General features: G+C 63.1%; 23 protein-coding genes and 3 pseudogenes. 18 read left to right on the plus strand and 8 right to left on the minus strand.

Going from position 1 to position 26,360, the window contains the following annotated elements; translation table 11 throughout:
- Positions 1–3 precede the first annotated feature (3 nt).
- From HAP40_RS32190 to HAP40_RS32225, 8 genes are all read left to right on the plus strand, one after another.
- The gene (locus HAP40_RS32190; RefSeq protein WP_166813682.1) at positions 4–990 is read left to right on the plus strand and encodes a DUF58 domain-containing protein; all 987 of its coding nucleotides are present in this window, start codon (positions 4–6) and stop codon (positions 988–990) included.
- On the plus strand, positions 983–1,474 hold the full coding sequence (locus HAP40_RS32195; protein WP_166813680.1) for a DUF4381 domain-containing protein: 492 nt from the start codon (positions 983–985) through the stop codon (positions 1,472–1,474). Before HAP40_RS32190 ends, HAP40_RS32195 begins: the two co-directional genes overlap by 8 nt.
- Positions 1,467–2,465, plus strand: a complete 999-nt coding sequence (locus HAP40_RS32200) for a vWA domain-containing protein (protein WP_166813678.1) — start codon at positions 1,467–1,469, stop codon at positions 2,463–2,465. The genes HAP40_RS32195 and HAP40_RS32200 overlap by 8 nt, the downstream gene beginning before the upstream one ends.
- Complete coding sequence (locus tag HAP40_RS32205) at positions 2,458–3,978, plus strand: VWA domain-containing protein (protein WP_166813676.1); 1,521 nt, start codon at positions 2,458–2,460, stop codon at positions 3,976–3,978. The genes HAP40_RS32200 and HAP40_RS32205 overlap by 8 nt, the downstream gene beginning before the upstream one ends.
- Complete coding sequence (locus HAP40_RS32210; protein ID WP_166813674.1) at positions 3,975–5,375, plus strand: BatD family protein; 1,401 nt, start codon at positions 3,975–3,977, stop codon at positions 5,373–5,375. Before HAP40_RS32205 ends, HAP40_RS32210 begins: the two co-directional genes overlap by 4 nt.
- An 88-nt stretch (positions 5,376–5,463) precedes the next feature.
- A complete protein-coding gene (locus HAP40_RS32215; RefSeq protein WP_166813672.1) occupies positions 5,464–7,134 on the plus strand; it encodes an arylsulfatase in 1,671 nt (556 codons plus the stop codon).
- 195 nt (positions 7,135–7,329) lie between these two features.
- Complete coding sequence (locus HAP40_RS32220; protein ID WP_166813670.1) at positions 7,330–7,623, plus strand: DUF7693 family protein; 294 nt, start codon at positions 7,330–7,332, stop codon at positions 7,621–7,623.
- Between the two features lie 20 nt (positions 7,624–7,643).
- The gene (locus HAP40_RS32225) at positions 7,644–7,844 is read left to right on the plus strand and encodes a hypothetical protein (RefSeq protein WP_166813668.1); all 201 of its coding nucleotides are present in this window, start codon (positions 7,644–7,646) and stop codon (positions 7,842–7,844) included.
- A 691-nt stretch (positions 7,845–8,535) separates the two neighbouring features.
- Here HAP40_RS32225 and HAP40_RS32235 read toward each other — a convergent pair.
- The 4 genes from HAP40_RS32235 to HAP40_RS32250 form a co-directional block, all read right to left on the minus strand.
- Positions 8,536–9,357, minus strand: coding sequence for an enoyl-CoA hydratase-related protein (locus HAP40_RS32235; protein ID WP_414645354.1), 822 nt, complete (start codon positions 9,355–9,357; stop codon positions 8,536–8,538).
- A gap of 75 nt (positions 9,358–9,432) precedes the next feature.
- Positions 9,433–10,980, minus strand: coding sequence for an acyl-CoA synthetase (locus tag HAP40_RS32240; protein WP_166813666.1), 1,548 nt, complete (start codon positions 10,978–10,980; stop codon positions 9,433–9,435).
- A gap of 90 nt (positions 10,981–11,070) precedes the next feature.
- Entirely contained in the window at positions 11,071–11,880 is an 810-nt protein-coding gene (locus HAP40_RS32245; protein ID WP_166813664.1) for an enoyl-CoA hydratase/isomerase family protein, read from the minus strand.
- A gap of 21 nt (positions 11,881–11,901) precedes the next feature.
- Positions 11,902–13,143, minus strand: coding sequence for an ABC transporter substrate-binding protein (locus tag HAP40_RS32250; protein ID WP_166813662.1), 1,242 nt, complete (start codon positions 13,141–13,143; stop codon positions 11,902–11,904).
- A 158-nt stretch (positions 13,144–13,301) separates the two neighbouring features.
- Here HAP40_RS32250 and HAP40_RS32255 point away from each other — a divergent pair, with 158 nt between their 5' ends.
- From HAP40_RS32255 to HAP40_RS32300, 10 genes and pseudogenes are all read left to right on the plus strand, one after another.
- A complete protein-coding gene (locus HAP40_RS32255; RefSeq protein WP_166813660.1) occupies positions 13,302–13,997 on the plus strand; it encodes a TetR/AcrR family transcriptional regulator in 696 nt (231 codons plus the stop codon).
- A 96-nt stretch (positions 13,998–14,093) separates the two neighbouring features.
- On the plus strand, positions 14,094–14,903 hold the full coding sequence (locus HAP40_RS32260) for a TetR/AcrR family transcriptional regulator (protein ID WP_166813658.1): 810 nt from the start codon (positions 14,094–14,096) through the stop codon (positions 14,901–14,903).
- A complete protein-coding gene (locus HAP40_RS32265) occupies positions 14,900–15,901 on the plus strand; it encodes a phosphotransferase family protein (RefSeq protein WP_334270846.1) in 1,002 nt (333 codons plus the stop codon). Before HAP40_RS32260 ends, HAP40_RS32265 begins: the two co-directional genes overlap by 4 nt.
- A 1-nt stretch (position 15,902) precedes the next feature.
- Entirely contained in the window at positions 15,903–16,346 is a 444-nt protein-coding gene (locus tag HAP40_RS32270) for a DUF6285 domain-containing protein (RefSeq protein WP_166813656.1), read from the plus strand.
- Entirely contained in the window at positions 16,315–17,595 is a 1,281-nt protein-coding gene (locus HAP40_RS32275) for an acyl-CoA dehydrogenase family protein (RefSeq protein ID WP_166813654.1), read from the plus strand. The genes HAP40_RS32270 and HAP40_RS32275 overlap by 32 nt, the downstream gene beginning before the upstream one ends.
- Positions 17,596–17,655: 60 nt before the next feature.
- A pseudogene (locus HAP40_RS32280) lies at positions 17,656–18,859 on the plus strand (ABC transporter substrate-binding protein).
- Between the two features lie 128 nt (positions 18,860–18,987).
- On the plus strand, positions 18,988–19,764 hold the full coding sequence (locus tag HAP40_RS32285) for an AMP-binding protein (protein ID WP_208024864.1): 777 nt from the start codon (positions 18,988–18,990) through the stop codon (positions 19,762–19,764).
- Entirely contained in the window at positions 19,757–20,635 is an 879-nt protein-coding gene (locus HAP40_RS32290) for a class I adenylate-forming enzyme family protein (protein ID WP_208024863.1), read from the plus strand. Before HAP40_RS32285 ends, HAP40_RS32290 begins: the two co-directional genes overlap by 8 nt.
- Positions 20,636–20,794: a hypothetical protein gene (locus HAP40_RS32295; protein ID WP_208024862.1), complete on the plus strand. Its 159-nt coding sequence runs from the start codon at positions 20,636–20,638 to the stop codon at positions 20,792–20,794.
- 28 nt (positions 20,795–20,822) lie between these two features.
- Positions 20,823–22,031: pseudogene (locus tag HAP40_RS32300) on the plus strand (ABC transporter substrate-binding protein).
- A 72-nt stretch (positions 22,032–22,103) separates the two neighbouring features.
- Here HAP40_RS32300 and HAP40_RS32305 read toward each other — a convergent pair.
- From HAP40_RS32305 to HAP40_RS32320, 4 genes and pseudogenes are all read right to left on the minus strand, one after another.
- A pseudogene (locus HAP40_RS32305) lies at positions 22,104–22,409 on the minus strand (SDR family oxidoreductase); the annotation flags it as partial.
- Positions 22,410–22,768: 359 nt separating this feature from the next.
- Complete coding sequence (locus HAP40_RS32310; RefSeq protein ID WP_166813652.1) at positions 22,769–24,502, minus strand: thiamine pyrophosphate-binding protein; 1,734 nt, start codon at positions 24,500–24,502, stop codon at positions 22,769–22,771.
- A gap of 37 nt (positions 24,503–24,539) precedes the next feature.
- On the minus strand, positions 24,540–25,301 hold the full coding sequence (locus tag HAP40_RS32315) for an SDR family NAD(P)-dependent oxidoreductase (protein ID WP_166813650.1): 762 nt from the start codon (positions 25,299–25,301) through the stop codon (positions 24,540–24,542).
- Positions 25,298–26,359: a zinc-dependent alcohol dehydrogenase gene (locus HAP40_RS32320; RefSeq protein ID WP_166813648.1), complete on the minus strand. Its 1,062-nt coding sequence runs from the start codon at positions 26,357–26,359 to the stop codon at positions 25,298–25,300. The genes HAP40_RS32315 and HAP40_RS32320 overlap by 4 nt, the downstream gene beginning before the upstream one ends.
- Position 26,360 lies beyond the last annotated feature (1 nt).

Raw genomic sequence — 26,360 nt, forward strand, 5'->3', positions numbered from 1 at the left:
GCCATGGCGGACGTCACCCACAGTGTGCCCGGCGTCTATGTCGATCTCGAAGATCTGATCGCACTCGAACATCGCGACCGCAGGGTGTCGTTCCTGCCGCGCCAGCCCGTGCACAGCCTGTTGTCCGGACGGTTCGCCTCACGGATGCGGGGCCGCGGGCTCAATTTTGAGGAAATCAGGGATTATCGTGCTGGTGACGACGTGCGCTCGATCGACTGGAAGGTCACCGCACGGCTGCGCAAGCCGCATGTCCGCGTCTTCAATGAGGAGCGTGACCGGCAGACGATCCTGATCGTCGACCAGCGCCTGTCGATGTTCTTTGGCAGCAGACTTGCAATGAAGTCGGTAGCGGGGGCACAGGCGGCCGCAATCGGCGCCTGGCGCGTCCTCAGCGTCGGCGACAGGGTCGGCGCCATCGTCTTCAACGACCGCGATCTCGTCGAGGTGGCGCCAAGGCGCAGCCGAGCGACCGTCCTTCAGATCCTCTGCGCGATCGTCGCACAGAACCAGGCACTCGGTGTCGGCCGCGATATCGTTTCGGCGCCGGACAGACTCAATGCCGCACTCGCGCGTGCAGAGCGCCGCGCGCTCCATGACGCCGTCGTGGTCATCGTCAGTGACTTCGATGGTGCCGACGATGCGACGCGCAAGCTGGTCGGCGCGATGAGCCAACACAACGACGTCGTCGCGGCGCTCGTGCATGATCCCCTGCAAAGCGACCTGCCGCCATCGGCCAGCATGACGGTGACGGATGGCGAGCTCCAGATCAGGCTCGAGGTTGGGCGCGACAGCGTGCGCAAGCGCATATTGCAGGCAACCGAGGAGCGGCTGAGGAGCGTCTTCGCATGGACCCCCGAACTCGGCATTCCCGTACTGCCGCTCAGCGCCGCGGAGGACATCGCAATGCAGCTGCGCCACCTCCTGGGCGGCCCGCCCCAGCACCATGGGCGCGGCGGCGGTCATAGCCGGACGGAGGCCTCGCTTGGCTGAAGCCCAACCCGCCAACGACGATCCGGTCGCCGGACTGATCGACATCCCGTTACCGCGCGAGGTCAGCCTGTGGCCGCAGACCTGGGAGGCGAGGATTGCGATCATCCTGGTCCTGGGATTCGCGATCGCCCTGGTGTGGCGTGTCGTGCATGTGCGGCGTGCCAACCGGTATCGCCGCGCGGCACTTGCCGAACTCGAAGCGATCGGACGCACGAGCTCGCCGGCTCCGACGGAGCTCCTCGCCCGGTTGTCCCTGCTCGTCAGGCGAACGGCGCTCGCGGCGTTTCCGCGGCAGCAGGTGGCGCCGCTGGTCGGTCCGGCCTGGCTCTCCTTCCTCGATCATTCCTATGGCGGGCGCGAATTTTCCGAGGGCGTGGGCCGGCTGCTCGTCACGGGGCCTTATCGGAATGGTGCGCCGGAGGACGCGGAACTGGCGACACTCGTCGCACTGGTCCGTCGATGGATCAAGGTGCACCATGCTTGAGTTCGCCTGGCCATGGCTGCTGTTGGCGCTGCCGCTACCGATCCTGGTGTGGTGGTGGCTGCCCCCCTACCGCGCGCGTCAGGCTTCGGTCCATGTGCCGTTCTTCGAGCGCCTTGCGGCGGCGACCGGCGAGACGCCGCAGCGTGGTGCGGTCGTCATGGAGCGCCGTGCGGTTCAGATGATCGTGGCGATCGCGATCTGGGTGCTACTGGTTATTGCCCTGGCACGGCCGCAATGGGTCGGCGATGCCGTGACTCACGAGGTGTCCGCCCGTGACCTGATTCTGGCCATCGACATCTCGGGATCGATGGACCAGCGCGATTTCAAGACGCCGGATGACGAGACCTTGACACGGCTTGACGGCGTCAAGCGCGTCATCAGCGACTTCATCGCGCGCCGCAAGGGCGACCGTGTCGCGCTCATTCTGTTCGGCACGAGGGCCTATGTGCAGGTGCCGTTCACGCAGGATTTGCAGACCGCTCGACAACTGCTCGGCCAGATCGAAGTGGGCATGGCCGGCGAGCAGACGGCTATCGGCGACACGATCGGCCTCGCCATCAAGAGCTTTGCAGCGAGCACGGCGAAAGAGAAGCTCCTGATCTTGCTCACCGACGGCAACGATACGGCAAGCCGCGTTCCGCCGGAACACGCCGCCGACATTGCACGCCAGAACGGCGTCGTCGTCTATACGATCGGTGTCGGCGATCCCGCGGCTTCGGGCGAGAACCGTGTCGACCTCGGTGTCTTGAAGGCCGTGGCGAGCACGACGGAAGGACGCTTCTTCCGCGCCGAGGACGGCGCTCAGTTGCAGGCGATCTACGTCGACATCGACCGGCTCTCGCCGGCGAAGCTACAGACGTTGTCATGGCGGCCGAAGCTGCCCCTGTTCCAGTGGCCGCTGGGCGCGGCCGTGATCCTCGGGCTGGTGTTGTGGCTTGCGCTCCTGATCGCCAGCGAATGGCGTCGGGGAAAGGCGGTCGGTCATGCATGACGCCGTCGCCCTTCCCTTCCATCTCCTGCGGCCATGGTGGCTGCTCGGATTGATCCCGGTCGTGGCGATATTCGCCGTGCTGCTCTGGCGGCAGAATGTGCGGGCGCAATGGGGCGCCGTGATCGCACCGCACCTGCTCGATCACCTGATCGTGCAGCCCGGGCGCGGACGCAGCGTCAACCCACTCTACCTCGTCGCGGCCGGCATGGTGCTCGGCATCGTCGGCATGTCGGGGCCTGCATGGCGACGCGAATTGCCGCCCTTCGTCGAGGACAAGGCGCCGCTGATGGTCGTGCTGGCTGTCGGATCGTCGATGAACGGGACCGATGTCGCTCCATCGCGGCTCGAGCGCGCCAAGCAGAAGATTGGCGATCTCCTCGGCGCACGCGCAGGCGCGCGGACTGGACTGATCGCCTATGCCGGCACCGCCCATCTCGTCATGCCGCTCACCGACGACCGCGCCGTGATCGAGCCCTTCCTGGCGGCGCTTGCGCCCGGATTGATGCCGACGGACGGCAAGAACGTCGCCGATGCAATCGCGCTCGCTGCAGCATCGCTCGCGACCGAGGCCGTCGCAGGCACGATTCTGCTGGTCGCTGACGACCTCGGCTCCACCGATCCTGGGGCGCTCGGGCCGGTCGCGGGGCGGAACAATCTGGTGATGCTCGCCGTGAGCGCGCAGAAATCCGCCACATCGCTCGGCGCGGGCACCGTGGAGGTCAGCATCGACGGATCGGACATCGTGCGGCTGGAGCGGCGGATCGAGAGCCGCTTCCAGGCGGCGGAAGGCGATGCGTTCGGGACGCAATGGCGGGACGAAGGTTTCTGGCTGCTGCCGCCGATGGCGCTGCTCAGCCTGCTCTGGTTCCGGCGCGGCACGACGGTGGCTTGGGCCATCGCTCTTGCTCTTGTGATGCAGGCGGGACAGGCAAGGGCCGAGGACGCATCCCGCTTTACGAGCCTGTGGTTGACGCCGGACCAGCAAGGGCGGCTTGCCTTCGATCGCGGCGACTACAAAAGCGCTGCCAGGCTGTTCGCCGACCCGATGTGGCGCGGGATCGCGGCCTATCGCGCCTACGACTTCATCGCCGCCGCCGAAGAGTTTTCGCGCGTCGAGACGATCGAGGGCAAGTTCGCGCTCGGCAATGCCCAGGCTCAGAACCACGCCTTTGAGAAGGCGATCAGCATCTATGACGAGATTCTGAAGGTTGAGCCCGGCAACGGCGCGGCCAAGACCAACCGCGCGATCGTGCAGGCCGCGCTCGACGCGCGCGAGGCGAAGCGCCGCAAGCAGGAGCAGAGCGACGCCCCTCCCCCCGATCTGAAGCCCGACGAAATGCGGGTCGATCCCAAGCAGAAGGGCGGCAAGACCATCAAGGTCTCGCCGCAGGACATCACCACCGCGGGGGCTGCGGAAGCGTGGATGCGGCAAGTACAGACCACGCCTGCAGACTTCCTCAAGCTGAAATTCGCGATCCAGGCCGCCGCGACGCCGGCAGGAACGAAACGATGAGACCGCTGCTCGCCGCGATTGCGCTGATCATCGCCGCGGCCTTGCTGCCATCGCGGGTCGCGCAGGCACAGGGCAGCCCGCCCATGCCGATCGTGCGAGTGAGTATCGATCCGCAGCGCGTCGTGGTCGGGCAGCAGGCGACGCTGCATGTCACCGTGCTGGCTCCGAACTACATGACATCTCCGCCAGAGGTCCCGAGCTTCCAGCTTCGCAACGCTGTGACCCGGCAGTTGCAGAGCGTGAACACCAATGACAACCAGAACGGTGTGCCTTACGCTGGCGTAAGCCTGGAGTTTGCCATCTACCCGATGGAAGCGGGCAATTTCGCCGTCTCGGATCAGAAGGTTCACGTCAAATATGCCGCCGAACCGCCGGCTACGCGTGAGGTTGACCTCGCACTGCCGGGCGTGTCCTTCGAGGCGTTCGTGCCTGACGCGGCATCCGGGCTAGAGCCGTTCGTCGCGGCCAGTCATCTCGTTGCCGAGCAATCGATAAAGCGGTCATCGGATCAGCTCAGGGCGGGTGATGCCGTCACGCGGACCATCACGATCAACGCCGAGGGGACGCCCGCGATGCTGCTGCCGGCGCGGCGGTTCGCGGAGGTGAATGGTCTCAGGCTTTATCCGGCTCAGCCGGCAATCCGGGACAAGACCGAGGGGCGAACGGGCCTCCTGACCGCCACGCGGGTCGATGCCGCCACCTACATGCTGGAGCAACCCGGCGACTATGTGCTGCCTGCGATCGACGTTGGATGGTGGAACATCGGTAGCGGTAAAGTCGAGACGATCCACCTCGATGCCGTGCCGCTGAAGGTCGCAGCCAATCCGGCGGCCGGAAGCACCGCGAGCATCGATCGCGCGGCCCCCGACTGGACCTGGAGCGGGATCATCGACGCAATCGCGGACCATTGGTTGTCTGCCCTCCTCACCGCCGTCGTCATCGCCGGGCTCGCTTGGGCCGCACCCGCATTGGTTCGCCGTGTTGCCGGAGCTTATCGCCGCCATCGGCAGGCCTACCTGCAATCCGAGGCGTTCGCTTTTCGCCGATTCCGCCGTGCAGCGCGCCGGCACGATGCACGGGGAGCCTATTTTTTGCTGCTCGACTGGCTGGCGCATGTTGGAGAAGCCGCATCTAGCCGTTCACTGGACGCTTTCAGGGCAGCCGCAAGCGATGCCGCACTCGACCGCGAGATCGACGCTGTCGAGAACGAGCTGTTCGCTGGTCGGCAAGACCAGAGCCGCTGGTCGCCACGCCGGCTGCTGCACCATGTCGGGGTTGCTCGTGGCAGATTGCGGCCGCGCGAGCAATCTCGCGAGGCCTCGCGGCTCCCGCGGCACTTGAATCCGACCGGAGTTGCGATCGCACCAGCACATGCAGGCCGGAAGCCCGCCAGATGAAGGGAGCAACCCGAAACTGAAACGGCCGAACTGACGACTCTCGAAGTTCAATCGAACGACCAAACCCGACAGTTCCAAGGAGCGTCTAATGACCAACGGGACGAAGATTCAGGATCAAGCCGCCGTCGATTCGACGTGCAAGAAGAACTCAGCCATCGATCGTCGGGCCGTACTTCTTGGCTCGTCATCGCTGGTCGCCGCCGCAACGCTGACGTCGCAAGCCCTCGCGCAGGCCCAGAAGGCCGCACCAGCTGCGGCACCGGCCGCCGGCCGCAAGCCGAACATCCTCGTCATCTTCGGCGATGACATCGGCATTCCCCAGATCAGCGCCTACACCATGGGCATGATGGGCTATCGCACGCCCAACATCGACCGTATCGCGCGCGAAGGCGCGATCTTCACCGACTCATACGGCCAGCAAAGCTGCACCGCCGGCCGCGCCTCGTTCATCCTGGGCCAGGAGCCATTCCGGACCGGCCTTCTCACCATCGGCATGCCTGGCGATCCCCATGGGATCCAGGACTGGATGCCGACAATCGCCGATGTCATGAAGGCGCAGGGCTATGCCACCGGCCAGTTCGGCAAAAACCATCTCGGAGACCGCGACGAGCACCTGCCGACCAAGCACGGTTTCGACGAATTCTTCGGCAACCTCTATCACCTCAATGCGGAAGAAGAGCCGGAGGGCTACTTCTATCCCAAGGATCCCAATTTCCGGAAGCAGTTCGGGCCACGGGGCGTCATCAAATCAAGCGCCGATGGAAAGATCGAAGACACCGGACCTCTGAACACTGCGCGCATGCCGACCGTCGACGAGGAGTTTCTGGGTGCAGCCAAGGACTTCATCGGTCGGCAAGCGAGGGCGGACAAGCCATTCTTCGTCTGGTTCAACTCGACTCGAATACACGTCTTCACGCACCTGAAGAAGGACTCGCTGGGCAAGACCGGCAAGGGTATCCACGCCGACGGCATGGTTGAGCACGACGGGATGGTGGGAGAGCTGCTCAAACAGCTCGACGACCTCGGCATCGCCGACAACACGATCGTTCTCTACACGACGGACAACGGCGCTGAAATCGCACTTTGGCCCGACGGAGCCATGACGCCGTTCCACGGCGAGAAGGGCACTACGTGGGAAGGCGGCATGCGCATTCCGATGATGGTGCGGTGGCCCGGCGTGGTGAAGCCCGGAACGCAATACAACGAGATCATTTCGCTGATCGACTGGTTTCCCACCCTCTGCGCAGCGGCGGGGTTGCCTGACATCAAGGAGAAGATGAAGACGGGATTCACCGCGAACGGCAAGAACTTCAAGGTTCATCTCGACGGTTACAACTTCATGCCGTTCTTCAAGGGCGAGACCAGCACGCCGCCGCGCGATGCGATCTACTATTTCGATCAGAGCGGCAATCTGAACGCCATCCGCTGGAACGACTGGAAGCTAAGTTTTGCATCGTCGAAGGGAAACATCGCAACGGGAACGCGAGAGGTGACAGCCTGGTCGCTCATCGCCAACCTGCGCATGGATCCCTATGAGCGCGGCCTCGAGGAAGGCGGGGGAGCAATCCAGTTCCTTGCCCAGAACATGTGGCTGATCGTTCCGGTGCAGGGAAAGATCAAGGAGTTCTTCTCCGACTTCAGCGACTTCCCGTACCAGGAAGGAAGCTCGCTGAATGCAAGTGGCATCAATTACGGACTGCTCCGTCAGCAAGCGGCGCTCAAACGGCTCAACGACCTAGAGCGGCTTAAGCCACAATAGTGGCAATAGGTACGCCTAGGAAAGCCACGCGCGAGACGAAGTCCCCGATCCGTGGACTTCGTCTCGCAAATTTCCTTCCGCACGTGACCCGCGCACTCGAGAGGGTGAGCCGCCCTATCGGCTACAGGCAGCCATGCCGAATGCGGTTTTCGTCCCACGCATCCGCCGAGCAGGAAGACGCAAATCGAAGAGTCGATGGAGCCGAACGGGCGATCTCAGGACAATGGCAAGCGCGCGGCACCCGAGCCGCCATTGGTACACGGGGCTCCGGCGAAAGATGTGGACGTGCAGCAAAACACTGCGAGGGTGGAAGCCTGGTCGATCGAGGCGTTCAAGCGCAATTTCGGCCTGAAATACGTTCAGGAGGCGCGCTCGCCGGACGGACGGATCGGCACATTCGAAACCTTCCATGCGCGCGAAGGAAATCCGTTCAGCCTGCTTGAGGACGATGAGCAGGACGCCATCTGCGAGCTACTCGAAAGGCTGTGATTGCCAGAGGGGTTGGATGCGTGTCCGAGGTGACATACTACGTGGCATTGCCTTTCGTCATGGCCGACGACGGCGTCGCGCCCGGCGAGGCGATGGAGTGCCTCAGCGCCAACGCGTCCGTGATGCGCGCGGAGGCGCTCTCGCGGAAGCCACGCTGCGCCGGCGCGGTCGCCTTTTCGCGGACGGGAGACCCGTCCAGCGGCGACTTCGATCGATGCTGATGAGAACCTGAAGCCACGATCGATCCATATATCGTGGGGGCACTCTGAACGTGCGCAGGCTTCGTCTAGCATGGTGACGAAGTCCCCAGGGTTTCGGAATAGCTCCATCTTTCCAATGTGGTTTCGCAAAGCAGATTTGGAGTCAGATTCAAGTCAATTGCGAGTCCCGGACATCTAAGACAACCGAAATCCGAGTCCCATCGGTAAGCCAGACGGCTTTCAGGCGCTAATTCCTTGAACCGGGCCGTCGACAGGGTCATGACCAGGAGGAAGGTTTGGCATGGCAACTGTCCATCCGACGGCCAGTACAGCCTCCATGTATGGCTACGGCGTGGCCGGCGGGTGCAGGCGAGGATCGCGGCGAACGACTCCTGCAACTTCACCTTGTAGGAGAGCCGGCCGCGTTTGACGCGACAAACATCAGATTCCAGCTCGCGGTCGACACGACACTCGGAATCAGAACGCCCCTATGTCTGCCGAGAAGATCGTCGCCGAATGCTTGCCGTCCAGTGCTGGGGATACCAGGTCGATGCCAGCTCTCGAAGCAACTCAGGGAGTCCGCTCCGGCCGGTCCTCAGGCGCACAAGAAACGGAACCAGCCCAGCAGGCGCAATGAGTGCCCAATGAAGACCATTCCTCGCACCCTCCTGCACCCAATGGCCGACCCATCGATCGAAAAAGTGAAGCTTGGCTAGGGCTCCTTCCACCAAGGATACTGACTAGGCATATCCGTAGATACCTTGCCCGGAAATGACGGCGATCGCTTTTCCAGGAATGAGGCGATACCCTCGCGGACATCTGCGTGACTGCCACGCTCCCGCGAGATCGGACCATCGATCGTCAAGAGCTCGAATGGATCCGGTGCGCCTGCGAAACGCCACAGCATTTGTCGGGTGAGCGCAACCGACACTACCGAGGTCTCGGAGGTTAGCTCCAGCGCTATTTGCTTGGCGCGATACAACAGATCCGCGGGCTCAGTCGTTTCGCTGACAAGGCCGCCGCTCAACGCCTCATCGACGCCGAAGGTACGGCCCGAAATCGCCCAACGCAGCGCCTGTGGCAGCCCGACCAGCTTGGGAAGAAACCACGCGCTGCCCGCCTCCGGTACCAGGCCGCGCCGCGCGAAGATGAAGCCAATTTTCGCACCCTTCGAGGCAATGCGCACGTCCATCGGCAGCGTCATGGTGATACCGATACCGACCGCAGGGCCGTTGATGGCGGCGATCGACGGCTTGCGGCAGCGGAAGATCGCATCGACGAAGCCGCTGCCCGAGCGCGGACTGCCGCCGGTCGGGCGATTGCCGAACACGCCGGCGCCATGTGCACCCGATGTGTCGAAGCTCGACGCCCCGCCCGATACGTCGGCGCCGGCGCAGAAAGCCCGGCCCGCGCCGGTAACGATGATGGCGCGAATGGCATCGTCGCCGTCCGCCTTGCGGAAGGCATGCTCGATCTCGGAGCCCATCGCGCCGGTATAGGCGTTAAGCTTGTCCGGGCGGTTGAGCGTGATCACCAGGATCGCACCATCGATTTCGCAGCTGATGAAGCTGTAGGCATCATATGACTTGACCACGAAACTCTCCCTCGCTCAGATCGAGCGGCCGGTGCCCTGCCAGAACGGCTCTTTCAGCTTCCGCTTGAAGATCTTTCCGGTATCCTCGCGCGGCAGCGTGCTGGAAAACTCGATCCGCCGCGGAATCTTGTAGCCGGCGAGCCTGGGCTTCAAGTCCGACCGGATCGCCTCCTCATCCAGCACCGCGCCCGCACGCGGCTCAATGAAGGCACAGACCTTCTCGCCGAATTCGTCGTCGGGGATGCCAAATACTGCGCAGTCGGCGACGCCTGGGACCTTCATCAGTTCCGACTCGATCTCCGCGGGATAGATGTTGGTGCCGCCGAAGATGATCATGTCACTGGCGCGGCCCGACAGGTAGAGAAAGCCGTCGGCGTCGAAGAAGCCGACGTCGCCGGTGGCGACGAGACGGCCCCGCGCCGACTTCGCCCGCTTGGCCGGATCGCCGTGATAGGTGAATTCCGGATAGAGATCCCGCCCGCAGACGATCTCGCCGGACTGTCCGAGCGGCATCTCCCTGCCCTCCTCGTCCATGACGACGACGGCGCAGCCGGGCAGCCTCCGCCCGACGGTGCCGGGATGCGCCAGCCATTCGTCCGCGGTGCAATGGGTGACGGCGCCGACCTCGGTCGAACCGTAATGCTCGGTTATGACAGGCCCCCACCAATCGATCATGCCGCGCTTGACGTGCGGCGGACAGGGCGCGCCGACATGCATCGCGTAAGTCAGGCTCGACAGGTCGTAGCGCGCCCTCGTCTCGGCCGGCAGCGCAAGCATGCGCACGAACATGGTCGGCACGACCAGCGCGTGGGTGACGCGATGCTGAGCGATCGTCGCGAGCATCCGTTCGGGCTCGAAGCGGGGCTCGACGATGATGTTGGCGCCCATGTTGTAGAACGAGAACATCCAGCCGTTCGGGCTGGAGTGATAGGCCGGTCCCGGAATCAGCAAAACGACATCACCGAGACGATCAGCCCAGTCGGCGAGGCCACCGACCATGCGCATCATCTGCTGGCTGGCCGCTGCCTGCTCCGGCGTTGGCGGCTGCCGGCGTACCCCCTTGGGATGGCCGGTGGTGCCTGACGTGTAGATCATCGATCCCGGCGAGGTCGGGAACGGCGGCACGGCGGGCTCGAAGCCCACAAGCCAGCTCTCCCAATCATTCATCTCGGCCGGCACCCCTGCGGCCTCGTCGGAGACACGATACGGGCCGCGCAGGTCCCGCGGCGTCTCAGCAACGATCACTGCGACCGACGCAGGAACGGCGTGGCCGATGCTACGCCAGAGATCGGCGTGGATGACCAGCACCTTGGCGCCGCAATTCTCGATGACGTAGCGGGTCTCCTCCGGCGTGTTGTGCCAGTTGACCGGCACGACATAGGCGCCGCACAGGCCCGCGGCGAGCGAAGCCTCCATGAAGGTGAAATCGTTGCGCATGTAGACCGCGACGACGTCGCCCGAGCCGACACCGAGGCTGGCATAGCCCCGTGCGGCGCGCTGAGCGCGCGCGTCCATCTCCGCCTTGGTCTTGACGCGATCACCAATCCTGACCCACGAACCCATCGCGCGCCTCCCGGGCTTATTGCTGTCCCCGCTTGTCGCGGTGTTCCTGCGTTGGCGAGGACGATGATCCGTCCCCGCAATTCTCTGGTATCAGCGGCCCGTGAACACCGGTTCGCGCTTCTCGAGGAAGCTGCGCACGCCCTCACGATGATCCTCGGTGTCGAACAGCTTGTAGATAACCTCGATGGCCCAGCTTCCGGTCTCCCTGGGATCGCCATGGGTAGCACGGCGCAAACCCTCTTTCATGAAACGCAGCGCCAGCGGCGAATTGCGCGCGATGCGCGCAGCAAGGTTCATCGCCTTTGGCATCAGGTCGGCATGCGCCGTGACCTCGCCTACGAGCCCAATACGAGCGGCCTCATGCGCGTCGATAACGTCGCCGGTATAGAGCAGCTCGGCCGCCTTGGCCGGGCCGACGATTGCCGGCAGGTGCAAGAGCCCGCCGACGTCGCAGATCAAGCCACGGCGGATGAACAGCTCGGCGAAGTTCGCCTTCTCGGACGCCAGGCGAATGTCGGCATAGAGCACAAGCTCCATGCCCCAGCCGACCGCCGACCCATTCACGGCTGCGATCACAGGCACCTGGCATTCGAGCGCCGCCATCGCGGCCGGCGTCGGTGGACGACGCACCACCGGCGTGGTAGCCCGCTTCTCGCCGGTCATCATCTCCTTGACGTCTTCACCGGCGCAGAAGGCTGGGTCGGCACCGGTCACCACGACGCAGCGGACCTCGCTGTCTATCGACGCGGCGTGGAAGGCGGATTCGACCTCGTCATAGGCGCGGCGGTTGAGCGCATTGCGCCGCTCCGGCCGGTTGAGAGTGACAACGGCGACATGATTGGCTAGGTCGTATTTCAGGCACTCAAAATCGGACGGAGAGATCTTTGGCTGCACAGTCATCGCAAGACACCTTTCCGGCCTTCAATCGCGTACTTCGGGCTGCATCACCGTCTCCGACATGATCGGCCCGACCCTGTCGTAGCTGGTGCCGTTGAAACGCAGCATCTGCATCTGGGTGATCGGGAAGTAGTTGGTTGGGCTGGTGTTGACGGTGATGCCGTCGAACAGCAGACCGAACTTCAACGCCTTCAGATTGGCGGCCTGCTTCATGATGTTGTCGCGGGACAGGTCGTCGCCACACTGTTCGAGAACCTTTTGCAACACTTGCGCGGCAAGAAATCCGTAGGCATTCTGGCCATTGGCGATGTCGCCTTCCGGATTGTAGCGCTTCATGAACTCGAGATACTCCCTGACGCCGGGGTCGTCGGCATAACGAGGATCGTTCGCCTCCTTCATCGACGTCGCGGTGAACAGTCCGATCGCATTCTCGAGCCCGGCCGGCTTGAAGTTCGAAATCGCCGCGGCAGTTGTATTGATGAAATGGACCGGCTTCCAGCCGAGCTCGGCCACCTTTCGGATCGCCAGCGCGCCAAACCGCGGCGTCGAAAAATTGACGAAGATATCGGCCCCCGACGCCTTCAGCTTGCCGATCTGTGAATCGATCGTCGGCTCAGTGCTGTCATAGGACACCTCCGCCACGATCGTCGTCTTTGCCCTGGCGCCGAGCGCATCCTTGAAGCCGCCATAGATATCGCGGCCATAATCGTCGTTCGGAAATAGGACGGCGACCTTCCCTTCCGGGTAATTCGCCAGAATGTACTTCGCGTAGATCGCGCTCTCGATCCGGTAGACCGAGGTCGAAAAGCCCATCGTCCAGGGAAAGTTCTTGGGATCACCAAACTTGGTCGCGCCGGTGGCGGAGAACAGCTGCGGCACCTTCCTCGCGTTCATGTACTTCATCATGGCCGCGTTCGATGGCGTGCCGACCGCCTGGAAGATCGCAAGGACTTCGTCCTGCTCGACCAGCCTGCGCGCCTGCTCGACCGCTTTCGGCGGGCTGTAGGCATCGTCATAAGAGATGAACTGGATCTTGCGCCCGTTGATGCCGCCCTTGTCGTTGAGCATCTTCATGTAGGCAGCCTCGGTTTTCGCAAACGCGCTGTACGCCGAGGCCGGGCCGCTGTAGGGCGCGATATTGCCGATCTTGATGTCGCCCTTCGCGGCGTCCGCGCGCGCCGGGATCGGCGACTGGACTGCGAGCGCGATCCCGGCAAGCAGGATGCAGGCGTGCGGCGTCAGCCGCGACCCATTGCAGGTTCGCATGGCGTTTCTCCCGTCGCGGCGATTTCGAAGGGAATGCGATGACACCCCGCCCGTCCGCCGAAATATTTTTATAACGCGTTCTTATAACGTGATATAGATTTGCCAGGGTGTCAACCAGTGCTTATCGCCCGCACAAGAAAGCACCGCAGGCAGGTGGAATGGAAAACCGACGCGACACGGCAAAGGCGGAGCGGCGCTCTCGCATCGTCAAGGCGGCGCGCGATCTGATCCGCGAGACCGGTGATGCCGGACTGTCGATGCGCGCCCTCGCGGCGAAGGCCGGCGTCAGTCTCGCCACACCCTACAATCTGTTCGGCTCCAAGCGCGCCGTGCTCGTCGCCGTGCTCGAGGACATCAAGGGATTCGGCGCGCGCTTCGCGCGATTCAAGTCGCTCGACCCGCTTGAAAGGATCCTGCGGGCCGCGAAGCTCGCCGTGAGCTATTACGAAGACGATCCGATCTTCTACCGTGCGCTTTGGACCAGCATCCTGGCCGCGTCCGCATCCGAAGAGCGCAGCGCGATCTTCAACCAGAAGCGCGATGGCTTCTGGATGAAGCTGCTCGACGACGCCGTCGACGCGGGCCTGCTGCTACCCGACATCGACACCGCCGTGCTGTTGCGCAATCTCGACTACACGTTTCGCTCCATCATGTTGCACTGGGTGATCGCCGAGATCGAGATCGAGGACATCCAGCCGGCGGTCGGCTACGGCTACGCCCTCGCCTTGCGCGGCGCGGCGACGACGAAGGGACAGCAGTCGATGCTCAAGCGCCTGAAGGCGCTTCAAGCGCAGTGTCCGGCGCCCGGCACAAAAAGCCGCCGCCGGCTGGCCGACGCGGAGACAACGGTCTGATGATTGCGGGGTGATGAGGTGAACGACCACAAGACGCAAGTTTGACACTGACATCAGTGTCAGTTTAGCGTCACGTTTGATCGACGACGTGCATCAATGCGCGCCGCGACGTGCACAAAGCACGCGCGGGAACGACAGGGAAGAGACGTGGCAGGGAAACGACGCATCATGCGTTCGGCCGCCGTGCGCCGTGGCGCGCCTGCGGGAGATTCGCGACGCACCCGCAACTCGGCCGAGGCCACCGAGCAGATCCTGCTCGATGCGGCGAAGCGCGTGTTCGCCGACAAGGGCTACATCCGCGCCACCGTGCAGGACATCATCGAGTCCACCGGGCTGAGCCGCGGCACCTTCTACCTCTACTTCCGCAGCACCGACGACATCTTCGTCCGCACCATCACGAAGGTCGTCGACGACATCGTCGCCTCATCGCGGGTGCGCTCCGGCCACACGCTGCGCCAGCGCGTCTACGACAACAATCTGCGTTACTTCGAGATCTTCGGCGCCAATCGCGGATTGCTGCGGGCCTTCTTCGAGGCAAGCTACGTCGATCCAGAGATCGGCCGGAAGCGAGCCGAGATGCGCAGCGCTTATATCATTCGGGTGCGCGACCATCTCGAACGCCAGCGCCAGCTCGGTCGCTGTTTGCCGATCGATCCGGACGCCGCCGCGCTTTCACTCGCAATGATGGTCGAGGGCACCGCGCAATCCTTTGCCGTATTGAAGATGGAGCCGTTCGAGCAACCGCTGGAGTTGAAGAAACTCTGCCTGGCCGTCACCGAGATCTGGTGCCGCGCGGTCTATACCGATCCCGATCGGCCGCTCACGCCCACCGCCGCAAAGGCGCCGGCCGTGGCGGCTGGCGGCAAGCGCAGGAAACAGCCAGCGATGTCGGCGCGAGACAGATGAACGCGATGGACAACAGCTTCAGCCACGCGCTCGAAACCATGACCGCCCGCATCGTACCAGGCGCGCGCGGCATCGCCAATCTGCGACGGTTGTCGGCTGGCGCGACGCTCGAGACCTGGTCGTTCGACGCCGTTGACGGCGAGCGGGTGTTGCATCCGCTGATCCTGCGCCGCTCGCCCGGCGGGCTGCGCAGCGCGGAATCGCTCTCGCTCGAGGCCGAAGCCGAGCTGATCCGCGTGCTCGACGGCAGCGGGGTGCCGGTGCCAGCGGTGGTGCATACGCTGATCCCCGCGGATAGCCTCGGCGACGGCTTCATGATGACGCGGATCGAGGGTGAGACGATTGCGCGCAAGGTGCTGCGCGACCAGCAATTCGCAAACATACGCCCTCACCTCGCGGCGCAGTTCGGCGCGATCCGCGGCACAATGACAAAGGTCGATGCCGCGCGCCTGCCACGGCTCCCGTTCAAGCCGGCCGAGGTCATCGTCGCGCGGCTCGCGCGTCGCTATGAGGCCCTCGGCGTGGCGCGGCCGGTATTCGATCTCACATTTCGCTGGCTGGAGCAGAATGCCCCCGCCCCGCTCGACAAATACAGCCTGGTGCATGGCGACTATCGCAACGGCAACATCATCTTCGGAGCCGAGGGCGTGCGCGCAGTGCTCGACTGGGAGGTCGCCCATATCGGCGATCCCGCCGAGGACCTCGCCTGGATCTCGACGCCGCCATGGCGCTTCGGCGAGCTCGACCGTCCGGTCGGCGGCCTCGGCTCGCGCGCGCAATTGTTCGACGCCTATGAAGCCGCGAGTGGCGAGCGCATCGATCCCGCCCGCGTGCACTATTGGGAAGTCCTCGGCAGCCTGCGCTGGGGCGTAAGCTGCGCCAGCATGCTGGAATGGTTCACCAGCGGACGCGACCCAAGCGTGGAACGCGCGATGATCGCGCGGCGCGTCTCCGAGAACGAGCTCGACCTGATGCGCATCCTGACCGGGACGGACTGACATGCTGGATCATCCTCGTGGCGCCGACATCCTTGCAGCAATCTCAAAGCTCCTGCGCGAGACACTGATGCCGCAACTTCCGGCCAATGCCGCATTCCAGGCGCGGGTCGCGGCCAATGCGATCGACCTCGTCGCTCGCGAGATCAATTATGGCCACGCCGTCGAAAGCGAGGCGCTCGGTCGGTTGCGTGCGCTCCTCAGCCGCGACGGCTCGCTGCAGGAGCTGGAAACCGACCTGTCCGGCCGCATTCGCCGCGGCGAGCTCGACCTCCAAAGCGCGGGGCTCGCCGAGCATCTCTGGCTGACCACCCTCGACAAGATGAAGATCGACCAGCCCGCTTACGCCAGCTATCGCCGCACAATCGAGGTGCGCGCCGGGCCAGCAACAACCCCGGAAAGAGGATTGAGCAGCCATGGATTTCAGCATCCCCAAGGATCTCGTTGACTATCTCGCTAGGATCGACGCCTTCGTGCAGGCCGAGATCAAGCCGCTGCAGGCGCAGGACGACAACGAACGTTTCTTCGATCATCGCCGTGAATGGGCGCGGACCGATTTCGACAAGGGCGGCCTGCCCCGACCCGAGTGGGAGGCGCTGCTCGAAAAGGCCAAGGCGCTGGCCGACAAGGCCGGCTTCTTCCGCTTCTCGCTGCCCAAGGAATTCGGTGGGCAAGGCGGCGGCAATCTCTGGATGGCGGTGATCCGCGAGCATCTGGCGACGCAGGGACTCGGCCTGCACAACGACCTCCAGAACGAACATTCCGTGGTCGGGAATTTTCCCTTCATCGTGATGCTGCGCGATTTCGGCACACCGGAGCAGAAGGAGACGTTCATCCGCGGCTCACTCGAGCGCAAGATTCGCGTCACCTTTGGCCTCACTGAACCGCACCACGGTTCGGACGCCACCCACATGGAAACGCGCGCGGTCCGCGAGACACGCGATGGAGTGGCTGGCTGGCTGATCAACGGCGAGAAGATGTGGACCACCGGCATGCACACTGCATCGCATTGCTGCCTGTTCGCCCGCACCAGCGGCGAGGACGGCGATGCCAAAGGCATCACCGCGTTCCTGGTGCCGGCCAATTCGCCGGGCGTGAAGGTCGAGGAGTACATGTGGACCTTCAACATGCCGACGGACCACCCGCGCGTCAGCTTCACTAATGTGTGGGTGCCCGAGAGCGCGATGTTCGGACAGATCGACCGCGGCCTCGCGCTGGCGCAAGCTTTCGTGCACGAGAACCGCATCCGCCAGGCGGCAAGTTCGCTCGGCGCGGCCGCGTATTGCGTCAACGAGAGTGTCAAATACGCTAATCAACGTAAGCCTTTCGGCAAGCCGCTATCGGTCAACCAGGGCATCCAGTTCCCGCTGGTCGAGCTGGCCACGCAGATCGAGATGCTCCGCCTTCTCATACGCAAGACAGCCTGGGAGATGGACAGCATGCCCCATCCGGAAGTCGAGAAGCGGCTCTCCGACAAGGTCTCGATGTGTAACTACTGGGCCAACCGGCTCTGCTGCGAGGCCGCCGACCGTGCCATGCAGGTGCATGGCGGCATCGGCTATTCACGCCACAAGGCTTTCGAGCACATCTATCGCCATCACCGGCGCTATCGGATCACTGAAGGTTCCGAGGAGATCCAGATGCGCAAGGTGGCTGGCTATCTGTTTGGTTTCATGGGTCCCAACAAGAGGGCCTAGAACCAGATCCGTCCCTGCGAAGCACGCGCGGACGACATAGGGAAGCACAAGGAGGGTACAATGCCGGACGTCTCACGGCGAACGATCACGCTCGCCTCGCTTGCTACACTTGCCACCACGCTCGCTCCGAAACGCGCCCGGGCCGAAAAGAAGTACGGCCCCGGCGTCAGCGATACCGAGATCAAGGTCGGCCAGACCATCGCGTATAGCGGACCAGCCTCCGCCTACGGCCAGCTCGGCCAGGCCGAAGCCGCCTATTTCAAGGCGATCAACGATCGCGGCGGTATCAACGGTCGCAAAATCAACTTCATTTCGGTCGACGACGGCTACAGTCCGCCTAAGGCTGTCGAGCAGACGCCGTCTGGTCGAGCAGGAGGAGGTCGCCGTCATGTTCGGCATGCTTGGCACGCCGTTGAACCTCGCAACCCGGACCTACCTCAACTCCAACAAGGTGCCGCAGCTGTTCGTCGCGGCCGGCTCCGAACAGTTTGCCAATCCGGAGAAATATCCCTGGACCATCGGCTTCCAGCCGACCTTGCGCTCCGAGGGCACGTTCTTCGGCAAGCAGATCCTGGCCGTCAACGCCAATCCGAAGATCGGCGTGCTGTACCAATATGACGACTTCGGCAAGGAGATGCTGTCGGGCCTTTCCGACGGTCTCGGCGCCAAGGCCTCCGCCGTCATCGCGGCCGAGAGCTTCACTCCGACCGATCCGACCGTAGACTCGCAGATCGTCAAGCTGAAGTCGGCCGGCGTCGACACCGTCCTGTTGTTTGCCTACGCCAAGCAGGCGGCGCAGGCGATCCGCAAGATCTACGAGCTGAACTGGCAACCTGACACCTACCTGCATTCGGGCTCGGCCTCGATGAGCGCGACCCTGATCCCCGCCGGGCTCGAGCGATGCGTCGGCATCAAGACAGCCCGCTACATGAAGGACCCATCGGATCCGCGCTGGCGCGACGACGCCGAGCTGAAGCCGTTCTATGAATGGCTCAAGGAGTACATGCCGAACGCGAATTCGAACGACACCTTCTTCCTTTCGGGCTGGACGTTCAGTCAGATGCTGGTGCAGGTGCTGCGTCAGTGCGGCGACGATTTGACCCGCGAGAACATCATGCGGCAGGCAGCCAATTTGAAGGATTTCCTCAATCCCGGACTATTGGCGGGCAGCCTCATCAACACCAGCCCGACTGACTATCGCGTCGTGAAATTCATGACGCTCGAACGCTTCAACGGCAAGAACTGGGAAAGCGTTGGGACCTGAGCTGATCATGTCCGGCGGAGCAACGACGAATGCTGCTCCGCCGAGGCGGCACCGTGTGCTTTTCTGCCCTTTCGACTTGCCAGCAGACTAACGCAAGCCGCGCTCAACGATATCGCTATAGAGATTTCTTGCGTTGCGCGTTCGAATTGCGCTTCGCCAAGAACACGCCGCAACGAGACCAGAAAATGACGTATGAGCGACGCAACTGGCCAGCAGTCTCGCTCGACGAAACCTACCGCCTCCTCACAGCTCCTGGCGCTCCTTTCGAGATGGAGACGATCGACGTCGCCGGGCGCCCTTACCGGCTCTACAAGAAGGCCCATCGCGATCTCCGGGGGATCTTCGAGGCCAGCAAGGCGTGGGGCGACCGCACCTTCCTCGTGTTTGAAAATGAGCGACTTACATTTGCCGAACATTATCGCGCGACATCCGCACTGGCGTGGCGGTTGGTCGATAGCTACGGCGTCAAGAAAGGCGACCGCGTTGCCATCGCCATGCGGAATTATCCAGAATGGCCGATCGCATTCTGGGCCGCAACAACCATCGGCGCTATCGCGGTCCCGCTCAATGCCTGGGGAACCGGAGATGATCTCGCTTACGGCTTGCGCGATTCGGACGCCTCTGTCGCCATCGTCGACGGTGAACGCCTCGCGCGGCTCAAATCGCTCGCCCCAGGAAGTCACTCCGCCAAGCTCATCGCGGTCCGCACCGCATCGGACATCCGGAACGGAACGGACACGCTGGAAGATCTGATCGGTCCGGCGTCGAACTACCGCGCATTGCCGGACCGGGCACCACCCGACCGCAACATCCATCCCGACGACGACGCGACCATCCTCTACACGTCGGGGCACGACCGGCCGCCCCAAGGGAGCGCTGGGCACCCATCGAAACATCATGTGTAACCTCGTGAACATCACGTTCTCGAGCGCCCGCGCCGCGATCCGACGCGGTGATCCCCTGCCATCGCCGCCAGAGGCGCAGAAAGCGGTGCTGCTTCCGGTGCCGTTCTTCCATGTCACGGGGTGCCACTCGATCATGATCCCCGCCATGGCGAACGGCTCGAAGATCGTGCAGATGTACAAATGGAACGCGGAAGCAGCGCTCGAACTGATCGAGCGCGAGCGCATCAACGCTATGTCCGGCGTGCCGTCGATGACATGGCAATTGCTAGAGTCGCCGGATTTCGAACGGCGCGACGTTTCGAGCCTCGAGGGCCTCTCCTACGGCGGCGCCGCCGCGTCACCTGAGTTGACCCGGAAAGTCGCTGCGCTCTTCCCGGGCAAGTTCGGCGGCACGGGCTATGGCGCCACCGAGACGTCCTCGGTCTCGACTTCGAACGGTGCCGAGGACTATCTCGCACGGCCGGATTCCGTCGGGCCCGCCGTACCCGGATGCGACTTGCGTGTCATAGATGAGGCCGGAAACGTACTGCCCGCTGGGGCGATCGGCGAGCTCGAAATCTACGGTGGCAACGTCGTGAAGGGTTACTGGAACAACCCGCAGGCGACTGCGGCAGCGTTCCGCGATGGCTGGTACCGCACCGGCGACATCGTCCGGATGGACGCGGAGGGTTTCGTCTACCTGCTTGACCGCGCCAAGGACATGCTGATACGCGGCGGCGAGAACGTCTATTGCGTCGAGATCGAGGACGCCCTCCTCGCGCATCCGGACATCTTCGAAGCGGCCATCGTTGGCATTCCCGACCGCCTGCTCGGCGAACTCGTCGGCGCCGTCGTTCGCACACGAGCCGGATCGCGCCTGACCGCGGACTAGGTGATCGAGCATCTGCGCCCAAGCCTTGCCGCATTCAAACTGCCCACGCATATCGATATTCGAACCGAGGAGCTGCCCCGCACCGCAAGCGGCAAGATCGTCAAGCGGCAACTCCGCGAAGAACTCGCCGCAAAGGCAAGTGCACCTGGATCAGGGTGAATAACAAAAACAGAATCGGGAGGATAAAATGAAGAGATTTTTGTCGGGCGTGGCCGTTCTGTCGGCCGGGCTCCTCTTCGCGACCAGTGTCACTGCCGCCGATAAGAAATATGACGAAGGCGCCTCAGACACCGAAATCAAACTTGGCCAGACCATGCCCTATAGCGGCCCCCTGTCGATACACGGCATCCAGGGCCGCACTGAGGTCGCTTACTTCAAGATGCTCAACGAAGCGAAAGGTGGCATCAACGGCCGCAAGATCAACCTGATTTCGCTCGACGACGCGTTCTCGCCTCCCAAGACCGTCGAGCAGACTCGCAAGCTGGTTGAGGGTGACGGCGTGCTCGCGATGTTCGGCTCGTCCGGAACGGCCGCGCAATCGGCGGTGCAGAAATATCTAAACGGCAAGGGTGTGCCGCAACTTCTGGTCTCGACGGGCGCCAATAAGTGGAACCAGCCGAAGGCTTTCAAATGGTCGACGCCTGCGTTTCACCTCTACGGCACAGAAGGCGAGATCCTCGCAAAGTACCTTCTGTCCGTGAAGCCGGACGCGTAGGTTGCGATCCTCATGCAGAACGACGATTTCGGGCGCGACTACGTCTCCGGGTTCAAGAAGGGACTCGGTGACAAGGCGTCCAGCATGATCGTCAAGGAGGTCACGTACGAGCTCACCGATCCCACAATGGATTCCCAGGTCGCGCAGCTCAAATCATCGGGCGCCGACGTGTTCTTCAACGTCTCGCTCGGCAAGGCGGCTTCGCAGTCGATGAAGAAAGCGTATGAGCTCGACTGGAAGCCGCTGCAGCTCGTTGTCAGCCCCTCGGTCGGGCGACAGTTCCTGGAGGCGGCGGGCTTCGATTCCGTCACCGGCATCATTGCGGCGACGCCCTACAAGCAGGTGTCGAGCCCGAAATGGGCCGAGGATCCTGATGTCGTCGCCTATCAGGCGTTCATGAAGAAGTATCTCCCAAACGAGGACCCCAAGAACGAGATCGGCTTTGCCGTCTATTCCTTTGCCTACATCATGGGGAAGATCATCGAGGCCTGCGGGGACAATCTGACCCGCGAGAACCTACTATATCACGCGACGCATCTGAACAACGTGCCGGCACCCTCGCTGCTGCCCGGCACCACCTACAATACGACGCCGGACAACTACGTTCCATTCAAGCGTCTGGTGGTGCAACAATTCGACGGGCAGGATTGGGTCCAAGTGACGGCGATCACGGTCGATTAGTTCTCCGAGCAGTTGGGACCGATGGGGCGACCGGATTTGATGTCCAGTCGCCTCATTTATTCGAGAATGCTCCTAGCGCGGGGCCATGCGGATGGCGCCGTCAAGGCGGACGTCTTCACCGTTGAAGTAGCCGTTGGTGATCATTGTCAGCGCAAGCTGCGCAAATTCCTCCGGCATTCCGAGACGCTTCGGGAAGGACACCGACGCGCTGAGGGCGGCCTTGACGTTTTCCGGGGCTCCCTGCAGCAACGGCGTATTGAAGATGCCCGGCAGGATCGTGTTGACGCGAATGCCCTCATTCATCAGGTCGCGCGCGATTGGCAGAGTCATGCCGACGACACCACCTTTCGAGGCCGAATAAGCCGCCTGCCCCATCTGGCATCGAGACTCCTCTGATGATAACCACGCCGTTCAACATCATCCCGGATCTGATCACTCACGACCCGAACCCGGCGCTTCTTGATACGCCAGCCTCTGCCGACCTGAGCCGGAAGTTCCTTAACGTCGTTCTGTTCGCATAACTTGCGTCGCGTCCAACGTCGAGACGGCAACCCATCGAGCTCCCACGGAAGGTTGAATAGGAGCTTGCTTCGGGTGACCTCTCACGGCGGCAGCGTGTGGTCCGGTACTGGCCGGGTAGCTCGCGACTGAGTCATTTCTCAAACTCACAGATCAGGGGAAGAGCTTGGGATTTCGTCTCCTCACGGCAACTGAAACTTGGTCTTGGATTGGAAACTTCATCCCTTCGCAAGCGGCGAGACAAGATCACTGAATGCCGTGTCGAGAGAGGTCTGAACGTCAATGACGGTCGGGACACGGCTCTTGAATGCCTCCGCGAAAGCAGACGCGAGTTCATCCGGCCGCTCCACCCTAATCCCGGCGCATCCCATGGCCCTGGCCATCGCTGCATGGTCAAAGTCGGCAAATTCAGTGGCAAAAGGCCCGCGCGAATGCTTTGACCAACCAAGCGCATGGTTATTGAAGATGACAACCGTGATCGCAACATCGTTCTCGAGCGCCGTCAGCAACCCATTCATCGTCATCGCAAAGCCACCGTCACCGCACACGGCGACGACCGTTCGCTCGGGCTGGACCAGCTTGGCTGAGATTGCCGCAGGGATTGCGAAGCCCATCGGCCCGGCCCCCGCCGCCTGCAGGAAGGTACCGGCGCTCTTGGTCTGGAAAAAATGGGTCATGAAAATGCGGTTCTCGCCGGCATCGCACGTCACGACGCCAGTCTCTGGCAGGGCGCGCTGCAGTTCTGCGATGATCCGCTGAGGCGCCACCGGCGACGCATCCGACCGGGAAGCATCGACCACGAAGTAGCCATGCTGCTTGCGGTAGGCCGCGACCCGACGTTCGCCGGCTTCACGCGACATTGACGGAAGCGCATTGCGCAACTGATCAAGGATGATTCCGGCCTCGCCCAGCAAGGCGTGCTCGACCGGGAACGTCCAGGACAAATTGCGCGGCTCGACATCGATCTGGACGAATGTCTGCCGCTCGGGATCGAGAAGTGCCGGATTCTCGCGCGCGGTGTCGGACGCCGTCATTTTAGAGCCGACAACGATTACAAGATCGGCTTCGGCCACGCAGGCATTCGCCGCGGGCGTGCCGAACGTCCCGAAGACGCCAAGCGCAAGCGGATGCGTTTCGGGCAAGCATCCCTTGCCGGACGGTGTCGAGACCACGGGAATGCCGGCCGCCTCGACCAACGCGCGAAGTTCTTCGAAGGCGCGCCCGATCCGTACGCCGTTGCCCGCGACCAGCACGGGACGCTGGGCGCGACCGATTGCGGATGCGGCGGCTTCGATCCGGCCGGCGGCTTCCGGCGGAAGTCGCGGAGGAAGATAGGGGCCGGTCTCATAGAGACGTGGCACGCTGTCGGGACCGACCCGTCCGGCAAGTGCAGCAATACTGTAAAGGACGGCGACGGGACCGCGCTGGCCAGCCAGTGCATGCTTGATGGCGAGTTGCGTTCCGTGAACGGCACTCGCAGGATCGAGCGCCGGAACGACTTCCTTCGTCACGCCGGAAAAGCTCCTTCGCGCATCCCAGCTGCCGTATTCGCCAGTCCCAGACTGGTAGGGCGCGTGCAAGGACAGCGCCGGCGTGTCGCTGAAATCAGTCAGCAGCAGCATCGGTGAACTCGACAGCAGAGCCTCGATCGTACCGATGAGCCCGTTGCCGAGCACCCATGGCCCCTGCCCCAGCACCACGCCGGGCTTTCCAGTCAGCCGCCCATAGACTTCCGCCATGACACCCGCGAGCGATTCCTCGCGCACGAGCACCGTGCGAATCCGGTTCTGCACTTTCGACAACGCCGAGAAGATGTGTCCGGTATGACCGCCCGAAATGCCGAATACCATGTCGATCCCCGCCTGCTCCAGGACAAGCGCGATGGCGTCCCCTGTCGGGACTTCCTCTTGAAGCAAACGCCGGACCGAGGTCGGATTCTTGACTGACTGCATTTTAACTATCCTGAACACACCAGAAATCGGGCTATCATCAGCCCATGAAGAAGCCGCCGGTCACATCCAGCGTCGCTCCTGTAATGAAACCGGCTTCGTCGGAAGTGAGGAAGGCGACCGTCGCGGCGATGTCGGCGGCGACACCGATGCGGCCAACCGGGATACGGCTGACATATTCGCGGGTCGCCTCCGCACCCGCGACGGCCTGCATCGGGCTCTCGATACGGCCGGGCGCGATGCAGTTGACGGTGACGCCGGATCGCCCGACCTCGGATGCGAGCACGCGCGAAAATCCGATCATCGCGGATTTCGAGGCCGCGTACGCGGAGCCCGCAATGTCGGCGCGGGTGCGGGCGGACTGCGAAGAGATATTCACGACACGGCCCCAGCCCTTCTCCTGCATCGCAGGCGTCGCTTCGCGACACAACAGGAACGCACCGGTGATGTTCACGGCGAAGACCTTGTTCCAGCTGTCGAGGTCGGTGTCTCGAATGAGGATCTTGCGACCATCCTTCTTCGGCGAAATTCCGGCATTGTTGACGAGAATGTCGAGGGCCCCGAGCTCTCGCTGCACCCGCGCGACGGTTTCGACGCACCATGCCTCATCGGCTACGTCGCCGATGATAGCAGTCACGGAATGGCCCTTGGCGGAAAGCGCCTTCGCGCTGGCCTCGACTTCGGGGATCACATCCGTGATCACGACGTGAGCGCCGTCGCGGGCAAGCCGTTCGGCGATCCCGAGCCCGATACCTCGGGCCGCGCCGGTCACGAGGGCGATGCGTGGAGATGCTGTGCTCATGACTTGTCCTTTGTGTTAGCGGGTGCCAGCTTCGGCATGACGACAACCTTCGAGGCTTGCTTGCGAATGGAGAGTTCAAAACCGTGAACCGTTTCCGCGAGCGAAACGCGGTGCGAGATCAGCGGCCGGAATTCTTCTCCGCATTGGGCGAGAAGCTTCAGCACGGTGACCCACGTTGCGCGCGTCGCGCCGTGAGACCCTCGAAGCTGATGCTTGTTGCGGACGAGATCGGTGAGGCCGATCTCGACCGGCTTCGAATGAATGCCCGTGACAGTCAGGACGCCGCCGCGCCGGAGCACGGAGAGACCATCGCGAATGCTGGCGGTCACGCCCGTCGCCTCGAAGACGCGATCGACCTTGCCGCCGACAATGCGCTGAACTTCGTTCGTAAGTTCGGATACGGCCAGATCAACTGTATCGGAGAAGCCGAGGCTACGAGCCACGTCAAGCCGTACGGGATCGTCCTTGCCGACGACGATCACGGTAGAAGCGCCAGCTCGTCGCGCCATCAAGGCGATCGCGAGACCGATCATGCCCACGCCAAGCACGACCACGGTATGGCCGAGCTTCACTTCGCCAATTTCGACAGCGCGTGCGCCAACGCACAGAGGTTCGGTCAGAGACGCGAGCTCGAAATCGACATTGTCCGGCAACACGAAACATTGACTGGCGGGGGTCGTCACGTGCGTCGCGAAAGCACCGTTCCGGGTGAGCCCGAGCGTCACCTTGCGCTCGCAATGCTCCGGCTGTCCCTCGCGGCAAGCCTGACAGGTGCCGCACGACATCGAGGGCCATACCGTGACGCGATCACCCTTCGAAATCGACGTTACGCCGGGCGCTGTCTCAACCACCCGGCCGGCGAACTCATGCCCGATTGTCACGGGCATCAAGGGTTTCATCCACTCATAACCGGAAGTCCATTGATAGACGTGGACGTCGCTGCCGCAGATGCCGCAGGCTTCGACTTCCACGAGGACCTCGCCCGCCCCGGGGGACGGGATGGGGACTTCGGCCAAAGTAAACCCGGTTTCAGGCGCGGCTTTCTGAACGGCAAGCATC

This window comes from Bradyrhizobium sp. 1(2017), from assembly GCF_011602485.2.
Lineage (GTDB): Bacteria > Pseudomonadota > Alphaproteobacteria > Rhizobiales > Xanthobacteraceae > Bradyrhizobium.